This is a genomic window from Chryseobacterium herbae (assembly GCF_025154075.1).
GTDB lineage: Bacteria > Bacteroidota > Bacteroidia > Flavobacteriales > Weeksellaceae > Chryseobacterium > Chryseobacterium herbae.
This window is the reverse complement of record NZ_JAOAMU010000005.1, coordinates 95,513-117,017: the sequence shown is the minus strand read 5'-3', so window position 1 is coordinate 117,017 and position 21,505 is coordinate 95,513. Positions and strand designations below refer to the sequence as shown.

Sequence of the window (21,505 nt, the reverse complement as noted above, 5' to 3'; positions counted from 1 at the left end):
CACAAACATAGACAGAAATTAATGCTAGATAAGAAAGAACATCATTACGAGAAGGCTATTTTGGTAGGGGTTGTCACCCAAAATCAGGATGAAGACAAGCTTACGGAATATATGGATGAATTGGAGTTTTTGGCGTTCACAGCAGGTGCAACGGTCCATAAACGATTTACACAAAAATTAACCCAGCCGGATTCCAAAACTTTTATCGGAAGTGGAAAAGCTCAGGAAATAAAAGAATATGTAAAGGAAAACGAGATCGGAACAGTCATTTTTGATGACGAATTATCTCCTTCCCAGCTTAAAAACCTTGAAAGAGAAATAGAAGTAAAAATTCTGGACAGAACCAATTTGATCCTCGATATTTTTGCACAGAGAGCACAGACTTCCTATGCGAGAACTCAGGTAGAACTGGCCCAATACCAATATCTTTTACCACGTCTGACAAGGATGTGGACTCACTTGGAGCGTCAGAAAGGGGGAATCGGGATGAGAGGTCCCGGAGAAACGGAGATTGAAACTGACCGTCGTATCATTCGTGACAGAATTTCCCTGTTAAAAGATAAACTCAAAACCATCGACAGACAGATGGCTACCCAGCGTAACAACCGCGGAAAAGTGGTGCGTGCAGCTTTGGTAGGGTATACCAACGTAGGAAAATCTACGCTGATGAATGCCCTTTCAAAGTCCGACGTTTTTGCAGAGAACAAATTATTTGCGACGCTGGATACTACGGTAAGAAAAGTGGTGATCGGAAATTTACCGTTCCTGCTTACGGATACGGTAGGATTTATCAGAAAACTTCCGACTCAGCTTGTAGAATCTTTTAAATCTACTTTGGATGAGGTTCGCGAGGCGGATCTGCTCATTCATGTGGTGGATATTTCCCATGAAAGCTTTGAAGACCAGGTAGAATCTGTGAATAATATTTTAATGGAGATCGATGCTCATCAGAAACCGATGATCATGGTGTTCAATAAAATCGATGATTTCAGCTACGATAAAAAAGATGAGGATGACCTTACGCCATCTACGAAAAAGAATGTTTCTTTAGAGGAATGGACTAAAACATGGATGGGTAAATCTAAATATCCTACAGTTTTCATCTCGGCCCTGACGAAAGAAAATTTCCCGGAAATGAAAAAAATGATCTACGATGAGGTGATGAAGATTCATATCTCCAGATTCCCATACAATGATTTCCTTTTCGAATATTTCGACAACGACGAGGTAGAAGAAAACAACGATTAATGAAGTGTCACTTTTTCCTGTTATTCGTTTTGTTTTCGGTTTTTGGATTCAGCCAGAAATCGAAAGTTGATTTGAAAGACATTGAAAAAAGCCTTACAAAAAAGGATTCTCCCTACAATTACGAGAAACTGATTTTTAAATACAAAGGATATCCGAAATCTCTGGACAGCATTGAAGCCCAGTACCTGTACTATGGCAGAAACTTCAGAAATGATAAAATTTCGACGTCTGATGACCGGTTTAAGAGTCTTGCGGATGCTTTTAAAGAAAGTAATTTTGAAGAATGCATCAAGCAGGGAAAGGTTCTCTATAATCAAGATCCTACGAATCTGGATATCCTTCTTGTCCTTCTCAGGGCATATGATTCTCAGAAAGACGGGAGCAATTTCATCCATCACCTGAACCAGTTCCGTTCATTGACGGAAGGCATGAAGAATTCCGGAGACGGAACTTCTGAAAAAACGGCCTATCTGGTGAATTCCGTAGGAGACGAATACATCCTTCTGAATATCCTGAATATCGGGAAAGATTATGTAAGAGGATCAAAGTCAACCAAGGAAGGGATGTTTGATATCTGGGAGAAAGATGGACATCAGTTATTTATTAAAATACTTTATTTAGACCTATAAATTAATTAAAAAAAACACTTAGTGGAGTTATATTATTCATTTTCAGCCTTAATAGTATTAGCATCAATTTTCGCCTATCTTAATTACAGATTTCTGAAACTTCCGAGCACGATCGGGATTATGGTGATTGCCATTGTCGTTTCTATTTTTCTGGTTATGTTTGGAGAAGCCGTGCTTCCACGTACTTTCGGGCATCTTAATAATTTAATGAATAGTATTGACTTCACGGAAGTTCTGATGGGCGCCATGCTTAATTTCCTGCTCTTTGCGGGAGGAATCCATATCAATATCAACGATCTCAAGGAACAGTTCCGGCCGGTCCTTATATTTTCTACGGCGGGCGTGGTTATTTCCACTTTTGTTGTAGGGTTCGGGATGTTTTATTTGCTGCCGTTTTTAGGAATTCAGTTGCCATTTATTTACTGTCTGGTTTTTGGAGCACTTATCTCGCCTACCGATCCGGTTGCGGTTTTAAGTATCCTGAAGCAAGCGAATGTATCCAAATCGCTGGAAACAAAAGTAGCCGGAGAATCTCTGTTCAACGATGGGATGGCCGTAGTGGTGTTTACCGTAGTGCTGCAGCTGGCCATCGGAAAAGAAGTGGATCTTGGTGTTGAAAGCATAGGATTACTCCTGATGAAAGAAGCCGGTGGAGGGATTCTTCTCGGTGTCGTATTGGGTTGGATTACTTCCAGACTGATGCGTGAGGTGGATGATTATATTATTTCCGTTCTGGTAACGCTTTCTGTGGTGATGGGAGGTTATCTTATCGCCAGACAGATGCATATTTCCGGACCGTTGACGATGGTTGCCGCAGGTTTATTTATGGGTAATTTTAATGTCAGGTTTAAAATGAAGTCTGTCACTCAGGATTATCTTATTAAATTCTGGGAGCTGATTGACGAAATTCTGAATGCCGTTTTATTCCTGTTCATTGGATTTGAATTATTGATGATCAAAGACTTAAAGCACTTTATGGTTCCAGGTCTTTTGGCCATCGCAGTCGTTCTGATTGCCCGATTGATTTCGATCTGGGTACCTACAAGATTCATGTCTTTAAGAACAAGATTTAGTCCGCAGACGATTAAAGTTCTGGTTTGGGGAGGAATCCGTGGAGGAGTTTCCATTGCACTGGCGATGTCTATCCCAAAAAGTGAATACAGCGAAATTATCTTAAGCATCACCTATTGTGTTGTTGTATTCTCCATTATTGTTCAGGGACTTACCATTGCTAAAGTCGCCAATCCGAAAGCGATTGCAAAAGAAGAGGAGGCGCAGGAGACCGTTGCTTTGGATGAGCATGCGTAATGGAAGATTATTTATATTTGTTTAAAATTTAATTAACTTCCATCCAACCAGGTTGCATCATATGGGCAATATCATCAAAGAAATACAGGAAGCTCTGGCCGTACTGTCCATTCCTGAAAAAGCTGAATTCTTTCCAAGGTTCTTCAAAACGGGAAAAGGAGAATATGGCGAGGGAGATTTGTTTCTGGGCGTAACCGTTCCGGATCAGAGATCGGTAGCCAAAGCATATTATTCCAAAATAAACTTAGAAGACTTAAGTATTATACTGTCTTCAAAATTCCACGAACACAGACTTACCGCGCTTTTCATGCTGATCTCCAAGTTTGAAAAAACAAAGGATAAAGCTCTCCAAGAAGAAATTATTCAATTTTATCTGAATCATCTTCCGTATGTCAATAACTGGGATCTTGTAGATTCAAGCTGTTATAAAATCCTGGGCCGATATGCCTTTGAAAACGGAAAGGAAGACCTGTTGAGAAACCTTTCAGACTCTGATGAAATGTGGCATAAGAGAATCGCTGTAGTAGGGACGATGCATTACGTGAAAAAAGGATCTTTTGAACTGACGAAAGAATTCGTGACCAAAAATCTGAAACATCCCCATGATCTGATGCACAAAGCCAACGGTTGGCTGCTACGCGAAATGGGTCAGAAAAATGAAACGGAGCTGATTTCTTTTTTGAACAAACACTATCAGGAGATGCCGAGAACCTGCCTGAGATACGCCATTGAAAAGCTTGATGAAGACCTGAGACAAGACTATCTGAAAGGCAGAATTTAAAAAAAATGGTTGTTTTCAGTGAAATAAGAGCGTCTATAAAGTATTTTCAAACGGAATTAAGTAGTTTTGTGTTTTAAAACTCAATTATGAAAAATTTTCTGAAGCTGTTGGCGCTGCTTCTGCCTTTATTATTCCTGAGCAGTTGTTTTGATATTCTGGATAAAGTGAATGTCAAGGCCGATGGAACCGGGGAATACACCATCATTCTTAATGCCAGTAAAAGCAAAACAAGGTTAGCTTCCATCTCTAAAATGGAAACCATTAACGGAAAAAAAGTTCCAAAAAAGTCTGAAATTGAGAATAAAATCAATGAAGCGGCTAAAATTTTTAAAGGAACGCCTGGAATCAGCAATGTAAAAACTTCCATGGATTTCGATAATTACATCATCAAATTAAGCTGTAATTTTAAAAAAATTGAAAATATCAATGCCGGACTGGAACAGCTGAAAGCTAAAAAGATCCTCGGCAAGATGATTCCTAGCCAAATTTACAGCCATAGCCTTGAGAAAAAATCACTGACCAGAAACAAGGTGAATACCTTCAAAGCAGATTACGACAAGATGGGCAAGGCAGACAGGGAAGTCTTCAATGATGCAAAATATACTTCCATCATGCAGTTTGAAAATATGGTAAAATCTCAAACCAATTCTTCTTATGTATTGGCGCCGAACAAAAAAGCGGTGAAGCTGGAAGCGGATATTTTAGACCTTATTTTTCAAAAGAAACAATTACAAAACACGATATTATTTCAATAAACTCTAACATTCAACCATGAAATCGATAGTATTAAAAACACAGATAATTACTTCCGTACTTTTTGGTTTTATGCTTGTTTTCGGACAGAAAAGCATGAAACTTCCAAGTGATGCCGTATTTTATATGGAAATCAACGGAAAGCAACTTAATCAGAAAATCAATTGGCAGAAGCTTAATCCATTGTTGCACGAACTAAGCAAGAAGGACAAAGAAAAGTTTTCGTGGAACGACTATTCCAAAACGGGAATTAAATATGATGCTACCCAGTATCATTATGCCAGTTTTAATGACTCTATACAAACCTACACGACTCATTTTATTGTAGATAATAAAGAGAAGTTTCAGGAATTCATCAATTCTACCAAGAAAAAAGGACTGGAAATTTCTAAGAAAAAGAATTATTCCTATGTAGACATAGATGATAATATTTTTGTAGCCTGGAGCAATGACCGTGCTGTTTTGAGTATGGTGAACTATACCAAACCTTATAAAGATATCTGGGCTGATACTGCTGTGGACAGTGCTGCAACTGTTGCGGACAGCGCTGCCGTAGTTGTGGATACTGCTTACGCCATAGAGCCGGAGAAACCTTTCGATTACAAGGAAGAAATAATCAGTCTGAAAGGAGATATCAAATATTTAAAAGAGAATATCAGAGAAAATAATAAGGAGATCACCAGAATTCAGAAGGATATCAAATATCTGGAAAAGAATCATAAATATCCGAAAGAAAACGTAGATACCCAGCATTCTGAAGGGGAAGCTGAAGTGTACCCGAAAGAGGAGGAGTATGAGGCGCCTGCAATAGATTCTGCATATCAGAAAGAGCTGGATTCTATGAATATTGAGAATTTCAAAATAGTCAAGAAAATTGCGGAAGACCGTTTCGATCTGTATTTCAGTTCTAACTTAGAGCTTGAAGTTCCTAAAGCGATGCTGAGCTTCAGAGATCCCAATTCGGATGCATACGTCTACACAGATTATGGAAAAATGGTGAATGACGGAATCTATGGGAAAATGATGAAGCGTTTTGAATTTGGACAGTTTTTCAGAAATGCATACGATTCCAATTCGTACTACAACTTATATTTTGATAAAGACAAAGTAAGGCTGGTGAACAATTATCAGCATAAAAATCCTGGTATTCAGAAGACTATTTCATCTGTTTATAAGGGGAAGAAAAACAAAAAACTGGCAGAGCTTATCAATGACAAAAGCATCGGTTATTACGTAATGAATGTCAATGGAGCGAAATCTTTTGATATGATGTACGACCTGCTTCAGGATACGGGAGATGGTGAATACAAAAAGGAAATGGAGCTGATGATGGAAACGATGAAAATTGTTCTGGATGAAGAAGCCATCACCAAAATTGCCCCGGGGAACGGAATTTTTGTTCTGAATGAATTAAAATCTAAAAAAGTAGACTACACAGACTACGAATATGATGCTGATTACAATGAAAAGGAAGTGAAGAAAACCAAAGATGTAGCTGTTCCTAATTTTACGTTTGCTTTTGCAACAGAGAATGAAGGCTATTGGAACCGTGTTTTCAATGTAATGGCTACCAATAAACATCTGTCTAAAAAATTCTCAAAAATTGGAAATTTCTACTCATTTAAGGATGAAAAAGGGGACGGATATATGGATCAGCTGTATATGACAGTAAAAGACGGAATCGTTTATCTGACGAGCGCTACAGAGAATGTCAATCCTCAAAGTCAGTCTGATATTTCTAAGCAGTGGGCCAAAGATTCTTCTAAATATCCGTTATCCGGAAGATTGGATATTCAGAGATTGGTAACCGGTTTGGAGAAAGAATTTAAAACCCCTTCCGAAAGAAAAACATTGGATTTGTTCAGAAAAAATGTGGGTGAAATGTATTTTAAGACTGAAGTAAAAGGAGAAAGTATAGAAACAGAAATGGATTATAAGATTAAAAATTCTTCAGAAAACAGCCTGATGTATTTCTTCGATTTGTTTGATGAGATTTATAAAATTAAAGAAGCAGACAAAAAGCCTCAAATATTATAGATGAATAAAAAGAAACTTATTGTCCCGTTAATTCTTGTACTCGCAGTTGCGCTCTATTTTGTGTGTTTTTATAAAGACAAAACATTAAAATTTGTCCCTAAAAATGCAGATGCAGTCGTTTTAATCGATGTGAAAAAATTAACGGGACAGTATATTTCAAGCTTTATTGTCCATCCCTCAAAATGGTCAGGAAGCAAAACCAAAGATAAAAAGGAGATTTCATTAAAAGACTCAGGGATCAGGATTCCGGATTTTTTACAGATTTTCCATCTCAAAGACACCAGATTTTCAGAATGGTACAGTGTGGTTGAACTCAAAGACCCGCAACAATTCTCAGCTTTTTTAAAGAGCCATCAGTTTATCAGCAAAGGAAAAGATCTCTTCCGCAAAGATCAGGTTTTCATTAAAATAGAAGGTAAAAATGCACTCATAGGAACTTCCGATCAGGCTTTTCCCGCTATTAATAAGCTCCTTTTTCAGTCTTCCGAAAAAAATACGCTGACAGCAGATCAGTTGATCAATCATGGTGTAGGAAGTATCTCATTCATTTCAGGACCGAAAATCCAGAACTTTTCCATTGAATTAAAAGCATATGAAATTGAGATAAAGAACACTTCAGAAACAGGAACTTTAGCTTCTATCATAGCCGATATTCAGAAAAATAATCACTTTTTAGACGTTGAACTGGATGCCCGGAATGTGAAACATTACGCCCGCCTTTTCGATAAAAACCTCGCAGATTCGGCTCAGATCAGTTATTTTAAAGCAACTGCCGATCTTGAACAGGTGAATGATACCATCATCAGCTATGAATATGACGATAATTTTAATGAAGTGGAGAAAAAGACCTTTCAGAAAATTATTCAGCCCAATTATGTGATGGATCTTCAAAGCCCAACATCTGAAAAGATCTGGGAATACTTTCAGCATAAAAAATGGATCAATGCTCAGGATCAGTTTACGGCCATTCCATTTCAGCCCAATCATATCGCAAGAAATAATGACGGACTTATTATAAAGTCTACCAGAAAACCGATACACTTATCCCCAAAACTCAAAGAAAACTATATCTTCATCAGAAACAGTCCGTTGCTGCTCTCTTCATTAAGTACTTTAACGCCTAAGGAAAAGGATGTACTTTCAGACCTAGAGTATATATTCTATGGGAATAAAGCACAAAACTATTGGGTGAAGATCAAAGCGAAGAAAGGAAAACTGCCTTTAATTTTAAGATGGTAGAAATTCTTCAGTTTTAAATATAAAAAATATTCATGAACCCATCTGACATTGCACTGCTGAAAACTTGTACCCATTATTTTTTACATCTGGTTTTTCCGGTTTTTATTGCCCTGATCTTTTTTCGCAAAAACTGGAAAAAGGCGTACTGCATTATGCTGGCTACTATGCTGGTAGATCTGGACCATCTTTTTGCCAATCCTGTTTTTGATCCATCAAGAAATAGCATTGGTTTTCACTTTTTACATTCCTATTATGCCATTGCGGTGTATTTTTTGCTGCTATTTTTCAAAGGAAATATCAGAATTATTGCCATCGGTCTTCTGTTTCATATGCTGACGGACTTTCTGGATTTTAACCTGTGGATGCACTAAGAGGAAGAAAGATGGAAGAGGGAGGCTGGAAGTTAATGTCTGGCTTCAATATCAATCGTGTTGTAATAAAGTAATAAAGTAGGATTTATAAGATTAAGAGTGGTGGTCTTCGTCGTTGATGACTTCGATAACTTCCTTCATCGAGCTTCTGACTTCCCTCTTTATTACATTAAAATATGATTAATATTTTCTTTTGGTATTTCAAATTTGATAGATTTTTTGTATTTTGTAGACACTTTATGAGATTAAAAGAACTTTTACATTATACGTATATTTTCCCTGTTCTGGCGGTGGGGTATTACTTTTCCGGCCTGATGGGAGGTGGAGTTATCAATGACATCATTGCAGGACTTCTGCTTACCGGAAGTGTGTTATCCGCAGTACATCACGCAGAAGTGGTAGCTCATAAAGTAGGAGAGCCGTTCGGAACCATTATCCTTGCTCTTTGTATTACCATTATTGAAGTCGCGCTTATCATCTCGCTCATGGTGGCCGGCGGAGATCAGGCGATCACGCTGGCCAGAGATACCGTTTTTGCGGCCGTCATGATTATTCTTAACGGAATTCTGGGGATTTGTATCCTTGTGGGTGGTGTGAAATACCACGAACAGTTCTTTGCAAGAACTTCTGCAACCACTTATCTGGTCAGTATTGTTTCCATTCTGGTGCTTACTCTTGTTCTTCCTAATTTTACTTCAAGTGTCAACGGACCTTTCTATAACGAAGCTCAACTTATATTTATTTCCATTGCCTGTCTCGTGATTTATGGAGTCTTCCTGATGGTACAGACGGTGCGTCACAGAAGCTACTTTATCGTTCCCGATGAACATCCGGAAGGACATTATATTCCTTCCCTGAACAAAACGCTGATCAGCTTCGGTTTCCTGGTGGTATGCCTTGTGATTGTAGTGTTGATGGCGAAAGGGCTTTCCGGAACCATTGAAGGCATGGTACAGAGCATAGGGGCTCCGAAATCTTTGGTTGGGGTGATTATTGCGGGCGTAGTACTTCTTCCTGAAGGCGTGGCTGCCATCCGTGCGGCGAGAAGCAATCAGATACAGTCCAGTTTAAATCTGGCGTTGGGATCTGCATTGGCTAGTATCGGACTTACGATTCCGGCGGTATCTGCCGTTTGTATCATGTATGATATTCCTTTGGTATTGGGACTTGATAAAAAAGATATTATCCTTCTTTCATTATCTGTATTTATTGTGATGCTTTCTTTAAGCCGGGGAAAAACGAATGTCCTGTACGGAACAGTTTTATTAGTGAATCTTGCCGCCTACATCTTTACGGTCATTGTTCCATAATTAGAGGTTAGAAATTAGAGTTTAGAAAAAGTCAGGTTTTCTGGAGTTTTCGTTTTTTTAATCCAAAATCTATAACTCGAATCCAAAAATATCGTATCCCGCACCTCGAAAACCCACATTCCGAAACTCTCAAACCCAAAACGCTCCGACTCTCAAACTTGTCTCACAGCCTCCTCGCCAGCTCCATTTTAAAAGCCATCAGCTTAGCGATATTTTCAGACTTATAAATAGCCATGTCCGCATTTTCTCCGACGAAATTTTCTTCAATGGTAGTGCTCCAGAGCTTAAGCCAGCGGTCAAAGTGTTGCTGTTCCATGGCCTGGATTTCATTGATTGGAAAATGAACGCCCATCGGGTTTCCTTTGTAGCTCATCTGCCCAAACAGAATAGACTCCCAGAATGAATACATTTTAGGAAGGTGTTTGTTCCAGTCTACTTTCGCTACATCAGTAAAGAAAAAACCAATCGTCTCATCTTTAACGACTTTTGCGTAAAATGAATTCACAAGATGCTCAATATCCTCTCTTGATTCCAATTTTTTCATATTTCAAATGTACTGTAAAATCAAATTAAAAACTGAATAGGCAGCTTGATAAATTTCATAAAAACAATATTTTATCTTTGCAGTGGGAACGGTGAAATAAGAGATTGAAAAATCATTTAATTCGCTTACTTTTAAAAGATAAATAGTATAAAAATGGCAAGAGGCTTCGGACAGAAAATCCGTCAGAAAAACACCGAAAACAGCGGTTTTGGAAGCAATTCATCCGGAAGGTTCATCAATAAAGACGGACTTCCGAATGTAAAGCGGAGAGGCGTGAATGTTTTCAACAGACTTAGCTGGTATCACACCATGTTGAACCTGTCGACTTTCCGGTTCTTAACCTATCTGGTGGTCGCCTATATTCTGATCAATCTCGTATTCGCAATGATTTATTATCTGATCGGAGTAGAGCATCTTACCGGAATTGATAAAAGTGATCCTCTGAACGAGTTCATTGATGTATTTTTCTTCAGTTCGCAGACCTTTACGACTGTAGGTTACGGAAGAATTGCACCTGTAGGATTTACAGCAAGTCTTGTGGCTACTTTTGAGGCTTTTCTGGGATTGCTTACCTTTGCCATTGCAACCGGTCTTTTTTACGGAAGATTTTCAAGGCCGAGAGCTTATCTCAGATTTTCGGATATCGCTGTAATTGCTCCGTTTAAACATTCACGGGCCCTGATGTTCAGACTGGCACCTTTTAAAAATAATGCTTTAACAGATGCGGATGTCATTGTTTCTACAGCGATTGAAGTGATCGAGAATGGAGTTCCGAAAAGTAATTTCTACTCTTTAAAGACCCATTTAAGTAAGATCAATACACTGGCACTGAACTGGACAGTTGTTCATGAAATCAAGGAGGATTCACCGTTTTACGGCTTTTCTGAGGATGATTTTAAGAATACGGATATTGAGATTATTGTTCAGGTGCGTGCATTTGACGAAGTCTTTTCCAATACGGTGGTTCAGAGATCTTCATATGTCTCGGCAGAAATTGTGTACGGAGCTAAATTTGCCCCGATGTACTATCCCGACCAGCATGATCTGACCACGATACTGGATCTGGATAAAATTAACGAATATCAAAAAACAGATCTTCCGGCTACGGCTGGAAATAACGAATAAATGAATTTAGACCTCTATAAAAAGCAGGCTTTACAGAAGCAAAAGGAACACAAAAAGTTTCTGGACGGATTGAAAAAGAAACCGCCCAAAAACCTCGATTATGTCGTTCAGGAGACTCATGATGAAGTTTTTGATGAAGTAGACTGCCTTCAGTGCGCCAACTGCTGCAAAACTACAGGACCTTTATACACCGAGAAAGACATCGAGCGTATTTCAAAGCATCTGAGGATGAAGCAGGCCGATTTTGAAGCTAAATTTCTAAGGGTAGATGAAGATAACGATAAGGTGCTACAGAATCTTCCGTGTTATTTCCTGAATAATGACAATACCTGCTCCATTTATGAAGTAAGGCCAAAAGCCTGCCGGGAATATCCACACACAGACCGTAAAAAGATCTATCAGATCAATGATTTGATGTTGAAAAATACCGTTATCTGTCCCGCTGCATTTGAATTCGTGGAAAGGATGATGAAGAATATCACAAGGTAAGGCAAACCTTGTAAAAACTCTTAAATAATGATAAAGTACGTTAAATAAGACTATTACGCATAATTTAATATCCTATGAGTCGTTTAATTTAAACAACCATTTAAAATATTGTATTATGAAAAAGTTAGTTTTAACAGCAGCGTTTACTTTAGTCGGCGTAATCGCAGTATCGGCACAGACCCAGACCCAACAGCAGAAGCCAGCCGAGACACCTAATAACCAGACCACTCAAACCAAACAGCAGACTACACCGGGAAATTCAACCCAAAAACAAAATACTCCGGTAACGACAACGACTACAGCTACGGTAGATGCAGCTGCCACTCCGGCTGCAACAGTTGATGCAGCCACCGTAAATGCGGAGACCACCGCCGATGCTACGAAACCATCAGAGGTAACAAAGGCAGAAAAAAAAGCTAAGAAAAAAGCAAAGTCATCTAAGTAAATATTGAACAAAGCAGAAAGGAAATCCTGAGACATCATGTTTCAGGATTTTTTTGATCTATTTCAAGGCTTCTGAACTGTAGCATTTTCATCAGCGGTTCCAACGGAATAGCTTTTTGTGCAGGAAACAAAAAGAAGTTACTCGTTAATATTTATGGCGAAATTTTATTCTATTAAAATAAAAAAGCGCTGTACAGGTACAGCGCTTTCTCCTTTCACTTTTTACTTTTTTCCCATTATCCCGGGAACAGGCTGTATCAAAAAAGGCTGGGAATTTACCCAACCTTTGTTTATTTTTATACCACTCCCTGAGCTAGCATTGCTTCCGCTACTTTCACGAAGCCGGCAATGTTTGCCCCTTTCACGTAGTTTACGTAGCCATCTTCATCTTTTCCGTAGTCTCTACAAGCCTTGTGGATTCCGATCATAATTTCTTTCAGTCTTGCGTCAACTTCCTCAGAAGTCCAGTTAAGACGGATAGAGTTCTGTGTCATCTCAAGACCTGAAGTGGCAACACCTCCTGCATTGGAAGCCTTACCAGGTGAGAATAAGATTTTATTGTCTAAGAAATAGTTAATTGCATCTAAAGTAGAAGGCATATTCGCAGCCTCAGTAACGCAAAGACATCCGTTTCCTACCAAAACTTTAGCATCTTCAAGATCCAGTTCGTTTTGAGTTGCAGATGGGAATGCTACATCACATTTGATTTCCCAAGGACGTTTTCCAGCGTGGAATTCAGCAGAAGGATATTTTTTAGCATAGTCTTCAGCTCTGTTGTTTCCAGAAGATCTAAGTTCTAATAAATAATCGATTTTGTCTCCACTGATACCATCTTTATCATAGATATAACCGTCCGGACCAGAGATTGTCACTACTTTAGCGCCAAGCTCAGTTGCCTTTTTGATTACTCCCCAGGCTACGTTTCCGAAACCTGATACACTTACCGTTTTGCCTTTGAAAGTTTCGTTGATCGTCTTAAGCATCTGCTCGGCGAAGTAAACTACACCGTATCCTGTAGCTTCAGGACGGATGAGTGAACCACCATAAGCAAGACCTTTTCCTGTAAGTACTCCGGTAAATTCGTTTCTTACTTTTTTGTACTGTCCGAAAAGATATCCGATTTCTCTTGCTCCTACACCGATGTCTCCTGCAGGGACGTCTGTTTCAGGACCGATATGCTTGCATAATTCAGTCATGAATGCCTGGCAGAAACGCATTACTTCCATGTCAGATTTTCCTTGTGGGTCAAAATCTGATCCTCCTTTACCTCCTCCCATTGGAAGAGTAGTCAATGAGTTTTTAAATACCTGCTCGAAAGCTAGGAACTTAAGAACTGAAAGGTTTACAGTAGGATGGAAACGAATTCCTCCTTTGTATGGTCCGATCGCAGAGTTCATTTGGATTCTGAAACCTCTGTTTACCTGGATCTCTCCTTTATCATCAACCCATGGAACTCTGAAAATTATAACTCTTTCAGGTTCAGCCATTCTCTCTAGAAGCTTCATTCCTGTGTATTCCTTTTTGGTCATAATAAACGGAATTACAGTCACAGCTACTTCTTTTACGGCTTGTAAAAATTCTGGTTCATTAGGATTTTTTGCTTCAATCTTGGCAATAAACTCCTGGATTTTCTGGTCAATATTATATTGTTCCATATATTAGGGTTGAATATTATTGTCAACAAATTTAATTTTTTTTTCAAGATTCACAATACTCTATTTCAACATTGTTAAAAATTAAATAATAATGTCCCGAAATATTATTAAATTGATAATTTATGTTCAAATTTTGTTGAAAATTAAAAGTAACGTCTCAAATAATGCAATATTAAGAAATCGTTAATTCTCAAATTGCCCTAAATTGCCTCCCGGAAAATGATTTTACTTTCCCCAAAAGCTCCAATTCTAAAATTATAGGAAGAATTTTGTAAGAGGCCATTGAAATCATCTGCGCAAGATCGTCCAGAGATACCTGCGGATGGGCCTTGATCGATTGGTAAACCGTTTCCTGACTGTCAGTAAGTTGGATATTTAATTCACTATACGGGAACAGTTCTGCCGCTTTCTCTTTGGAAGCGTTGAATCCCAATGAATCCATGAGGTCTTTTATCGTGGAAATGGATGATGCTTTATTCTGGAAAATCAGCTGATTACACCCTTGGCTGTATGGATCTGTGATCTTTCCCGGCAATGCAAAAACTTCACGGTTATAGTCGTTGGCAAATGAAGCAGTACTTACAGATCCGCCACCAAATCCGGTCTCCACGACAATGGTTGAGGGAGAAAGTCCGGCTATAATTCTGTTTCTCTGAATGAAGTTTTCACGGTCAGGTTTTCTGGAAGAATTGAATTCGGTAACCAATGCGCCGTTATCTTCCAGAATTTTCTCGGACAGTTTTTTATTTTTGGAAGGGTACAGGGTATGAAATCCGTGGGCAAGAACAGCAATTGTCGGAATTTTATGTTGAATTGATTGTTCATGAATTTCTTTATCAACTCCAAGTGCTAATCCACTGACAGATACGCATTTGTAGCCTTTTGTTACCTCGAAGAAGTCACTGATAAACTGCTTCCCATAAGAAGTCATATTCCGCGTTCCGACAAGACTGATCTTCGGTAATGCATCCTCAAAACTTCCTTTCTGATAAAGAATGGCTGGTGCGTCATCACATTCGTTGAGCAAATAGGGAAGTTCATTAAGGTGTCTCAGTCTGACCATAATCTGATTCTTTTCACAGAATTTTATTTCCTTTTCCGCAAATTTCAGATAATCTTCATTTCCGATATCGGCGACTGTTTTTCTTCCAACGCCGTCGGCTTTGCTGTACTCTTTTTTTGCTCTTTTCCAGGCTTCTTCAGCACTTCCAAAGGTTCTTACAAGTTTGTGAAAATTAATGTCGCCTACCAGGCTGCACTCGCGCAAGGCGATGGCATAGAGATATTCTTCAGAAATCATTGTGTGTTTTTCCCCAAATGTAATAAAATAACCTGAGTTGTTTGTGTTGGAGAGTAATTGAGTTTGAGAGTTTTAGAGTTGGGTTGCCGGTTCTAACCACGAAACCCGCATCCCGGAATTTTATTTCCTTCTCAATTCCTCCAGATGATCCCAGATATCATCTCTCTTTTTATAGGGCAGCTCCAGAAAGTCATCAGGATGGTTTTCCTTGTATTCCTGCCACAGTTTATCGTCTTTTTCGCTGTAGTAATTTGGAAATTCCCAGATATACTTTTTTTTTCTTTCGCCTACATTTTTAAACGCAAAAGCAATGATACTTCCTACGACAGCTCCTGAAAGATGGGCTTGCCATGAGATTTTACTTGGCTCCTGAAGATTATAGAAGAGTTCCTCAGGAAACATCCCCCAAATTAAACTTCCATAATATAGAACGACAAGGAGTGATATCGTCAGCAGCTTCATATTCCATTTGAAAACACCGCTGAAGAACAGGAAGAAGGCGAGGACGTAGACTACACCACTGGCACCAATGGTACAGGTGTACATATAATCGCCGGTGAGAATGTCTATAGGGGGCAGCATCCAGACTAAAAGACCGGTTGCGAGCCATCCAATAATAAATACTTTATTGGCGACTAAAGGATAGAATTGGTATAAAAGAAAAAGAAGAATCGCTATCGGAATAGAGTTCCCTACAATATGATCAATATTTCCATGCAGAAGAGGAGCGGTGATGATTCCCAGCAAACCTTCCGGCAATAACGGTATAATGGCCCCAAAACAGCTTTGGAAAAAGCCCTGCATCTGCAGAAAGTAGCCGAACCACATAGCCGAAAGCATCAGCAATGGGGTGATAACAGCCCTTTTGGAAATTATATTTTTAAACATGTGGAGGGTACGTCAAATCAAAAGCCAATGATAAATTTCGGAAAATTTGGCGATGTATGGTGTGGAGATCTGTTTATTTTCAGACAAAAGGTTTCAATTTTAAAATGTTAAGCTTAATATTTTGACATTGAACGTATTAAACTGGCCTGTTTTTGGTTGCTTGAAGAGAATTTAGCGTGTTTAAGGCTTTTTATGGGGTAAGATTTGCTTTAAAAAAAATTATATTAATATTTTTGTAATGAAAATCATGTAAAAGAATGAAGAAGTTTTTATTGATTCTTTCCTTTTCTATAGGGATTTATGCAAGTGCACAAGAAGAATTGAAAAGAGATTCAGTAGTCGTGGATACGGTAAAATACTGGGCGGTATTAGGAAAAAACAGTTTAATGATCAATCAGGCGGCCTTTTCAAACTGGGTTGGTGGAGGAGCCAACAATGTGGGATGGCTTGCCGGAGTGAATTACAACCTTACTTATGAAAAAGACAATGATCTTTGGGAAAACATTATTGTCCTGGATTATGGGCAGAATGACACCAAAGGTCTTGGTATAAGGAAAACACAGGACGTTATCAATGTTTCTACCAATTACGGGCGTAAATTTTCCAAAAGCTGGTATTTCTCACTAGGAGCAGGCCTACAGTCGCAGTTTGCAGCCGGATACGAGGACGGAAATAATCCTGCTGCCAAAAAGATCTCCAATTTCATGGCTCCCGGGTACCTCAATCTCGGTATGGGTATCACGTACAGGCCTAATGATAATCTGACGGTTACACTTCGCCCTACCAACGGCAGGTGGACTTTTGTCTTAGATAAAGATCTTCAGTTTGCAGGAAGCTATGGTCTTAAAAATGATGGGGACACTTCACTATTACAGTTTGGTTTTCTGGGAACGGCACAGTACAAAGTGAAATTAATGGACAATGTTCACATCACCAATACCGCTTCTGTATTTTCGAATTATCTGGATCATCCTGAAAGACTGGTACTTGCTTACGGAGCTTTGATCAACTTTAAAGTGAATAAATTTATTTCATCCAATATCACGGTGGATCTTCTGTATGATCATAACCAGATCCAGAAAACGCAGCTTAAACAGACCCTTGGAATAGGATTTGCCTATACGCTGAATAATGGGGTGAAACGCTCCGACCGTAAAGACAGCCAATGGTGGATCAAAAAATAAAGACTCAATTATAATAGCAATATAAAATCACTTCCATCCGAGGTGATTTTTTCGTTTTGAGTAATTTGGATAAATATTTTAAACAGCATTTTCTTATTTGACGGTTTTTATTCTTTTATTTTGGGGATTTAAGTGACTGTTTAATGCATTAAATAACAATTAACATATTTCATAAATGAGTGATTAGTTTTTTACCAAAAAATATATGTATATTTTTGTAACGAAAAATCCTTACTTATGAAAAAACTTTTATTAGCCTTTTCCATATCTATTGGAATAAGCACGGTGGCTCAGGAGGCCAAAGCAGACGCTGCTACGACGGATACTGTAAAAGCCTGGTCTATTCAGGGGCAAAATACATTAATGCTCAATCAGGCCGCGTTCTCGAACTGGGTCGGAGGTGGAGCCAATAATGTAGGATGGCTTGCCGGAGTGAATTACAACCTTACCTATGAAAAAGGGAAAGACCTTTGGGAAAATGTCATTATTCTGGGCTATGGACAGAATAATACAAAAGGGATCGGAACCAGAAAAACACAGGATGTGATCAACATTTCTACGAACTACGGACGTGAATTTGCCAAGAACTGGTATCTTTCCGGAGGTATAGGTCTTCAGACCCAGTTTGCCGGCGGTTATGAGGATGGCAATAATCCTGATGCCAAGAAGATTTCCAATTTTATGGCTCCTGGATACCTTAATGTGGGTGTGGGTGTTACTTATCGTCCAAATGACAATTTTACAGCGACGCTGCGCCCAGCTAATGCCAGAGTGACCTTTGTTCTGGATGAAGCTCTTCAGACGGCAGGAACTTATGGACTGAAAAATAACGGAGATTCTTCTCTGTTCCAGTTCGGTTTCCTGGGGACGGCGATATACAAAATCAAGATCATGGATAACATCAACCTGACGAATACGGCTTCCGTATTTTCAAACTATCTTGATAAACCTGACCATCTGGTGCTTGGATACAGCGGAATTCTTAATATGAAGATCAATAAGTTTATCTCAACAAATATTACACTGGATCTGATGTATGACCATAACCAGATTCAGAAAACACAGCTTAAACAGACTCTGGGAGTAGGATTCGCGTATAATATCGATAACGGTAAGAAGCGTTCCGATAAGAAGGAGAATCAATCCTGGTTGAAATAGTTATAAGGCTGGAAGCTGGAAGAGGGAGGCTGGAAGTTACTAGTAGACCTATGATTTCTGACAGTTATAGTAAGAAGTCGTCTCAAAAAACAATAGAGTCTAGATTTGGACTCAATAAGTTTCTTCTTCCAGCTTCGGGCTTCCATTCCTGATAGGATATCAATAAAAAAGCACTTCGAGAAGAAGTGCTTTTTTTGGTATCAATTTATATTAGTCTTAAAATTCTAAATCCACCTGTAGCTTTTCAGCTAAAAGTTTCGAAATTTTTTCTTTAAGCGGTTCAATATCGATGTTCTGCATCGCATCATTAGCAAAAGCATATAAAAGCAAAGCCTGAGCTTTTTTCTTAGAAATACCTCTTGCTCTTAGATAAAACAGCGCATCTTCATTCAGCTGACCTACGGTACAGCCGTGAGAACATTTTACATCATCAGCAAAGATTTCCAACTGAGGTTTGGTATCAATGCTGGCACCCTCACTTAGCAATACATTATTGTTCTGCTGGTAAGCATTTGTTTTCTGGGCAATTTTATCTACGAAAACCTTCCCGTTGAAAACACCATGAGCATTTCCATCGAAAATACCTTTGTAGTTCTGGTAGCTTTCACAGTTAGGGAAATTGTGGTGAACCGCCGTGTGGTGGTCTACCAGCTGATCTTTTCCAATAATTGTGATTCCGTTCATAAACGAATTGATATTGCTTCCATTATGAATGAAGTCCAGGTTGTTTCTTATCAGTTTTCCTCCAAAAGAGAAGGTGTTTACAGTCGTTAAACTGTCTTTTTCCTGTCTTGCGAAAGTACTGTCGATAAGATACGACGTGTTGTTGTCGTTCTGAAGTTTATGCCAGTCTGCCTTTGCATTTGGATAAGTAAAGATCTCCGTTACAGAATTCGTCAGCACATAAGTACTGTCGAAATTGTGGTGACTTTCTATAACCTCTACTTTTGCTCCTTCCTCTACAATCAGCAAATTTCTTGTATTGTAGAATGTATTTTCTTCCTGATTCTGAGAAATATAAAAAACGTGAATCGGTTTCTCGATCACTACATTTTTAGGAACTTTCAGAAAGAAACCGTATTTGCAGTAAGCAAGGTTTAAGTTCGTGAAAGCAGTATCTTTAGAAGCAATGGTATTGAAATACTTTTCAAATACTTCTTTGTGTTTCTCATCATTCAAAGCATAGTTGAATGAAAGAAATTCTACGTTTTCAATAGAAACTTTTGAAAGTTCTTTATGAAGTTTACCATTCACAAAAACGATCCAGTCAAAATTTTCTTCCCCTAAGTGCAACTGATCCAGCTGTTCTTTGGTGATATTATGACTTTCTTTCGGAAAAAAATTATAGTTTTTCTCCGTGATTTCTTTGATGCTGGTATATTTATATTCTTCGTCTTTTTTTGTCGGAAAACCTAAGTTTTCGAAATTCTGAAGAGCAGATTTTCTTTCTTCATCCAGAAATCTGTGACGAAGGCTCTCCAAAAATTCACCGTGATTGTCAATAATCTGATCGTATAAAGCCATTACTGATATTTCGGCCATCACACCTTATTTTATATATTTAAAAATAATATTATGTATTGCGGGTTTTCCGCATCTTCAGAAAGGATTGATAAAATCCCTGCTGAAATAGTTTCTTCTTAGTTAAGAAGCCAGTCGTATCCTTTTGCTTCCAGTTCTAAAGCAAGAGATTTATCACCTGTTTTGATGATTTTTCCATTAGCAAGAACGTGAACAAAGTCAGGCTGAATATAGTTAAGCAATCTCTGATAGTGAGTAATCAGAAGTACTGCATTCCCTTCGTTTTTAAAATGGTTCACACCGTCTGCAACAATTCTTAGGGCATCGATATCAAGACCTGAATCGGTTTCATCAAGAATAGCCAGTTTCGGATTAAGCATCATCATCTGGAAGATCTCGTTTCTTTTCTTTTCACCTCCGGAGAATCCTTCGTTCAGTGATCTTGAGAGGAAGTCTTTTTTTATACCTAATTGCTCAGACTTTTCACGGATAAGGGCAAGCATTTCTTTTGCCGGCATTTCCTCAAGTCCGTTTGCTTTTCTTGTTTCGTTTAAAGCAGCTTTAATAAAGTTGGTTACAGAAACTCCCGGAATTTCCACTGGGTACTGGAAAGAAAGGAATATTCCTTTATGTGCTCTTTCTTCAGGAGTATCTTCACTGATGTTTTCCCCCTGGAAAAGAATTTCTCCGTCCGTTACTTCATAATCTTCTTTTCCTGCAATTACAGAAGAAAGAGTAGATTTTCCAGCTCCGTTCGGTCCCATGATAGCATGAACTTCGCCCGGCTTTATTTCAAGATTAATACCTTTTAAAATTTCTGCGCCGTCTTCAATTTTGGCGTGCAAGTTTTTTATCTCTAACATATATTTTAGTTTATCGCAAGATCAGACTGACATTTTTGTCTTTTGTAATCCTAAACCACTAATCACAAATGTTCCGGGGCCCGCGAATGAAATACTATTTTTAATTTATTTTAAACATTAAGAAGTTAAGTTTTTCTTAATGTATTATTTTTTTTAAGCAAACCAATACAATTGATTTGAATGAAGGACTTTAAGGTTTGCAAATCTACTTAATTCCACAATGCTTTATTCTTATTCTGCAAGTTTTGTAAAATATTCATTTATTAAAGGAACCATAGATTTGGTAATATTATCCGTATAAAAATTAATTAGAAGACCTTGAGGCTTTTTCAAAATTTTCATATAAGTCATCAATTGAGCCTGATGAACCGGTAATAAACTTTCAACCGTTTTGATTTCTATAATAATTGTGTTATTCACAAGCAGATCAACTTTCAATGGAGTTTCAATCTCAATTTTTCCATAATTGATTTTGGCACTAATTTGCTGATCAACTAAAAATCCCCTTTCTTTTAATTCATAAGCCAAACACAATTCGTAAACACTCTCCAGCAGACCAGGCCCCAATTCTTTGTGGACTTTGATTGCACATCCTATGATGTCATAAGAAAGCTGTGTTACTTCTGCTTTGGTCATCTTTAATTTTCTTCAAAAATTG

At 38.4% G+C, this 21,505-nt stretch carries 21 protein-coding genes; 14 read left to right on the top strand and 7 right to left on the bottom strand.

The window, feature by feature from the left end:
* The first annotated feature begins 21 nt into the window (after window positions 1-21).
* The 9 genes from hflX (at window position 22) to N0B48_RS15810 (ending at window position 9,676) form a co-directional block, all read left to right on the top strand.
* The gene (gene hflX / locus N0B48_RS15850; RefSeq protein WP_259839785.1) at window positions 22-1,248 is read left to right on the top strand and encodes a GTPase HflX; all 1,227 of its coding nucleotides are present in this window, start codon (window positions 22-24) and stop codon (window positions 1,246-1,248) included.
* Window positions 1,248-1,877 carry a DUF4919 domain-containing protein gene (locus N0B48_RS15845; protein ID WP_259839784.1) on the top strand — a complete coding sequence of 210 codons (630 nt, stop codon included), beginning with the start codon at window positions 1,248-1,250 and terminating at the stop codon, window positions 1,875-1,877. Before hflX ends, N0B48_RS15845 begins: the two co-directional genes overlap by 1 nt.
* 21 nt (window positions 1,878-1,898) lie before the next feature.
* A complete protein-coding gene (locus tag N0B48_RS15840) occupies window positions 1,899-3,185 on the top strand; it encodes a cation:proton antiporter (RefSeq protein ID WP_259839782.1) in 1,287 nt (428 codons plus the stop codon).
* A gap of 61 nt (window positions 3,186-3,246) precedes the next feature.
* Entirely contained in the window at window positions 3,247-3,966 is a 720-nt protein-coding gene (locus N0B48_RS15835; protein WP_259839779.1) for a DNA alkylation repair protein, read from the top strand.
* Window positions 3,967-4,052: 86 nt separating this feature from the next.
* Complete coding sequence (locus N0B48_RS15830; protein ID WP_259839778.1) at window positions 4,053-4,721, top strand: hypothetical protein; 669 nt, start codon at window positions 4,053-4,055, stop codon at window positions 4,719-4,721.
* Window positions 4,722-4,737: 16 nt separating this feature from the next.
* Window positions 4,738-6,756, top strand: a complete 2,019-nt coding sequence (locus tag N0B48_RS15825) for a hypothetical protein (RefSeq protein ID WP_259839777.1) — start codon at window positions 4,738-4,740, stop codon at window positions 6,754-6,756.
* Window positions 6,757-7,995, top strand: coding sequence for a hypothetical protein (locus tag N0B48_RS15820; protein WP_259839776.1), 1,239 nt, complete (start codon window positions 6,757-6,759; stop codon window positions 7,993-7,995).
* Between the two features lie 32 nt (window positions 7,996-8,027).
* Window positions 8,028-8,366, top strand: coding sequence for a DUF6122 family protein (locus N0B48_RS15815; RefSeq protein ID WP_259839775.1), 339 nt, complete (start codon window positions 8,028-8,030; stop codon window positions 8,364-8,366).
* A 239-nt stretch (window positions 8,367-8,605) separates the two neighbouring features.
* Window positions 8,606-9,676, top strand: coding sequence for a calcium:cation antiporter (locus N0B48_RS15810; protein WP_259839774.1), 1,071 nt, complete (start codon window positions 8,606-8,608; stop codon window positions 9,674-9,676).
* A 163-nt stretch (window positions 9,677-9,839) separates the two neighbouring features.
* Here the strand turns inward: N0B48_RS15810 and N0B48_RS15805 are convergent, their stop codons facing one another.
* A complete protein-coding gene (locus N0B48_RS15805; RefSeq protein WP_259839772.1) occupies window positions 9,840-10,220 on the bottom strand; it encodes a group III truncated hemoglobin in 381 nt (126 codons plus the stop codon).
* A 153-nt stretch (window positions 10,221-10,373) separates the two neighbouring features.
* On the opposite strand from N0B48_RS15805, the gene N0B48_RS15800 reads away from it, so the two are divergent.
* From N0B48_RS15800 to N0B48_RS15790, 3 genes are all read left to right on the top strand, one after another.
* Window positions 10,374-11,345, top strand: a complete 972-nt coding sequence (locus N0B48_RS15800) for an ion channel (protein WP_259839771.1) — start codon at window positions 10,374-10,376, stop codon at window positions 11,343-11,345.
* A complete protein-coding gene (locus N0B48_RS15795; RefSeq protein ID WP_259839770.1) occupies window positions 11,346-11,834 on the top strand; it encodes a YkgJ family cysteine cluster protein in 489 nt (162 codons plus the stop codon).
* Between the two features lie 115 nt (window positions 11,835-11,949).
* Window positions 11,950-12,279, top strand: a complete 330-nt coding sequence (locus N0B48_RS15790) for a hypothetical protein (protein WP_259839768.1) — start codon at window positions 11,950-11,952, stop codon at window positions 12,277-12,279.
* A gap of 295 nt (window positions 12,280-12,574) precedes the next feature.
* On the opposite strand, the gene gdhA is transcribed toward N0B48_RS15790, so the two are convergent.
* The 3 genes from gdhA to N0B48_RS15775 all read right to left on the bottom strand — a co-directional run bounded on the left by gdhA (window position 12,575) and on the right by N0B48_RS15775 (window position 16,121).
* On the bottom strand, window positions 12,575-13,933 hold the full coding sequence (gdhA, locus tag N0B48_RS15785) for an NADP-specific glutamate dehydrogenase (RefSeq protein ID WP_259839767.1): 1,359 nt from the start codon (window positions 13,931-13,933) through the stop codon (window positions 12,575-12,577).
* A gap of 190 nt (window positions 13,934-14,123) precedes the next feature.
* Complete coding sequence (gene dprA / locus N0B48_RS15780; protein WP_259839765.1) at window positions 14,124-15,233, bottom strand: DNA-processing protein DprA; 1,110 nt, start codon at window positions 15,231-15,233, stop codon at window positions 14,124-14,126.
* Window positions 15,234-15,353: 120 nt separating this feature from the next.
* Window positions 15,354-16,121 (bottom strand): rhomboid family intramembrane serine protease, encoded by a 768-nt coding sequence (locus N0B48_RS15775; RefSeq protein WP_259839763.1) that lies wholly within the window; start codon window positions 16,119-16,121, stop codon window positions 15,354-15,356.
* Between the two features lie 257 nt (window positions 16,122-16,378).
* On the opposite strand from N0B48_RS15775, the gene N0B48_RS15770 reads away from it, so the two are divergent.
* Both N0B48_RS15770 and N0B48_RS15765 read left to right on the top strand, forming a co-directional pair.
* Window positions 16,379-17,305, top strand: coding sequence for a DUF3078 domain-containing protein (locus tag N0B48_RS15770; protein WP_259839761.1), 927 nt, complete (start codon window positions 16,379-16,381; stop codon window positions 17,303-17,305).
* A 237-nt stretch (window positions 17,306-17,542) separates the two neighbouring features.
* A complete protein-coding gene (locus tag N0B48_RS15765) occupies window positions 17,543-18,463 on the top strand; it encodes a DUF3078 domain-containing protein (RefSeq protein ID WP_259839760.1) in 921 nt (306 codons plus the stop codon).
* A gap of 216 nt (window positions 18,464-18,679) precedes the next feature.
* On the opposite strand, the gene sufD is transcribed toward N0B48_RS15765, so the two are convergent.
* From sufD to N0B48_RS15750, 3 genes are all read right to left on the bottom strand, one after another.
* Window positions 18,680-19,987 carry a Fe-S cluster assembly protein SufD gene (gene sufD, locus N0B48_RS15760; protein WP_259840166.1) on the bottom strand — a complete coding sequence of 436 codons (1,308 nt, stop codon included), beginning with the start codon at window positions 19,985-19,987 and terminating at the stop codon, window positions 18,680-18,682.
* 116 nt (window positions 19,988-20,103) lie between these two features.
* Complete coding sequence (gene sufC / locus N0B48_RS15755) at window positions 20,104-20,847, bottom strand: Fe-S cluster assembly ATPase SufC (protein WP_259839759.1); 744 nt, start codon at window positions 20,845-20,847, stop codon at window positions 20,104-20,106.
* Window positions 20,848-21,078: 231 nt separating this feature from the next.
* Window positions 21,079-21,483, bottom strand: a complete 405-nt coding sequence (locus N0B48_RS15750) for a GxxExxY protein (RefSeq protein WP_259839757.1) — start codon at window positions 21,481-21,483, stop codon at window positions 21,079-21,081.
* Window positions 21,484-21,505 lie beyond the last annotated feature (22 nt).

Coding starts and splice junctions, on each gene's coding strand:
- hflX (WP_259839785.1), top strand. CDS start 22: ATGCTAGATAAGAAAGAACATCATTACGAGAAGGCTATTTTGGTAGGG.
- N0B48_RS15845 (WP_259839784.1), top strand. CDS start 1,248: ATGAAGTGTCACTTTTTCCTGTTATTCGTTTTGTTTTCGGTTTTTGGA.
- N0B48_RS15835 (WP_259839779.1), top strand. CDS start 3,247: ATGGGCAATATCATCAAAGAAATACAGGAAGCTCTGGCCGTACTGTCC.
- N0B48_RS15830 (WP_259839778.1), top strand. CDS start 4,053: ATGAAAAATTTTCTGAAGCTGTTGGCGCTGCTTCTGCCTTTATTATTC.
- N0B48_RS15825 (WP_259839777.1), top strand. CDS start 4,738: ATGAAATCGATAGTATTAAAAACACAGATAATTACTTCCGTACTTTTT.
- N0B48_RS15820 (WP_259839776.1), top strand. CDS start 6,757: ATGAATAAAAAGAAACTTATTGTCCCGTTAATTCTTGTACTCGCAGTT.
- N0B48_RS15815 (WP_259839775.1), top strand. CDS start 8,028: ATGAACCCATCTGACATTGCACTGCTGAAAACTTGTACCCATTATTTT.
- N0B48_RS15810 (WP_259839774.1), top strand. CDS start 8,606: ATGAGATTAAAAGAACTTTTACATTATACGTATATTTTCCCTGTTCTG.
- N0B48_RS15805 (WP_259839772.1), bottom strand. CDS start 10,220: ATGAAAAAATTGGAATCAAGAGAGGATATTGAGCATCTTGTGAATTCA.
- N0B48_RS15800 (WP_259839771.1), top strand. CDS start 10,374: ATGGCAAGAGGCTTCGGACAGAAAATCCGTCAGAAAAACACCGAAAAC.
- N0B48_RS15795 (WP_259839770.1), top strand. CDS start 11,346: ATGAATTTAGACCTCTATAAAAAGCAGGCTTTACAGAAGCAAAAGGAA.
- N0B48_RS15790 (WP_259839768.1), top strand. CDS start 11,950: ATGAAAAAGTTAGTTTTAACAGCAGCGTTTACTTTAGTCGGCGTAATC.
- gdhA (WP_259839767.1), bottom strand. CDS start 13,933: ATGGAACAATATAATATTGACCAGAAAATCCAGGAGTTTATTGCCAAG.
- dprA (WP_259839765.1), bottom strand. CDS start 15,233: ATGATTTCTGAAGAATATCTCTATGCCATCGCCTTGCGCGAGTGCAGC.
- N0B48_RS15775 (WP_259839763.1), bottom strand. CDS start 16,121: ATGTTTAAAAATATAATTTCCAAAAGGGCTGTTATCACCCCATTGCTG.
- N0B48_RS15770 (WP_259839761.1), top strand. CDS start 16,379: ATGAAGAAGTTTTTATTGATTCTTTCCTTTTCTATAGGGATTTATGCA.
- N0B48_RS15765 (WP_259839760.1), top strand. CDS start 17,543: ATGAAAAAACTTTTATTAGCCTTTTCCATATCTATTGGAATAAGCACG.
- sufD (WP_259840166.1), bottom strand. CDS start 19,987: ATGGCTTTATACGATCAGATTATTGACAATCACGGTGAATTTTTGGAG.
- sufC (WP_259839759.1), bottom strand. CDS start 20,847: ATGTTAGAGATAAAAAACTTGCACGCCAAAATTGAAGACGGCGCAGAA.
- N0B48_RS15750 (WP_259839757.1), bottom strand. CDS start 21,483: ATGACCAAAGCAGAAGTAACACAGCTTTCTTATGACATCATAGGATGT.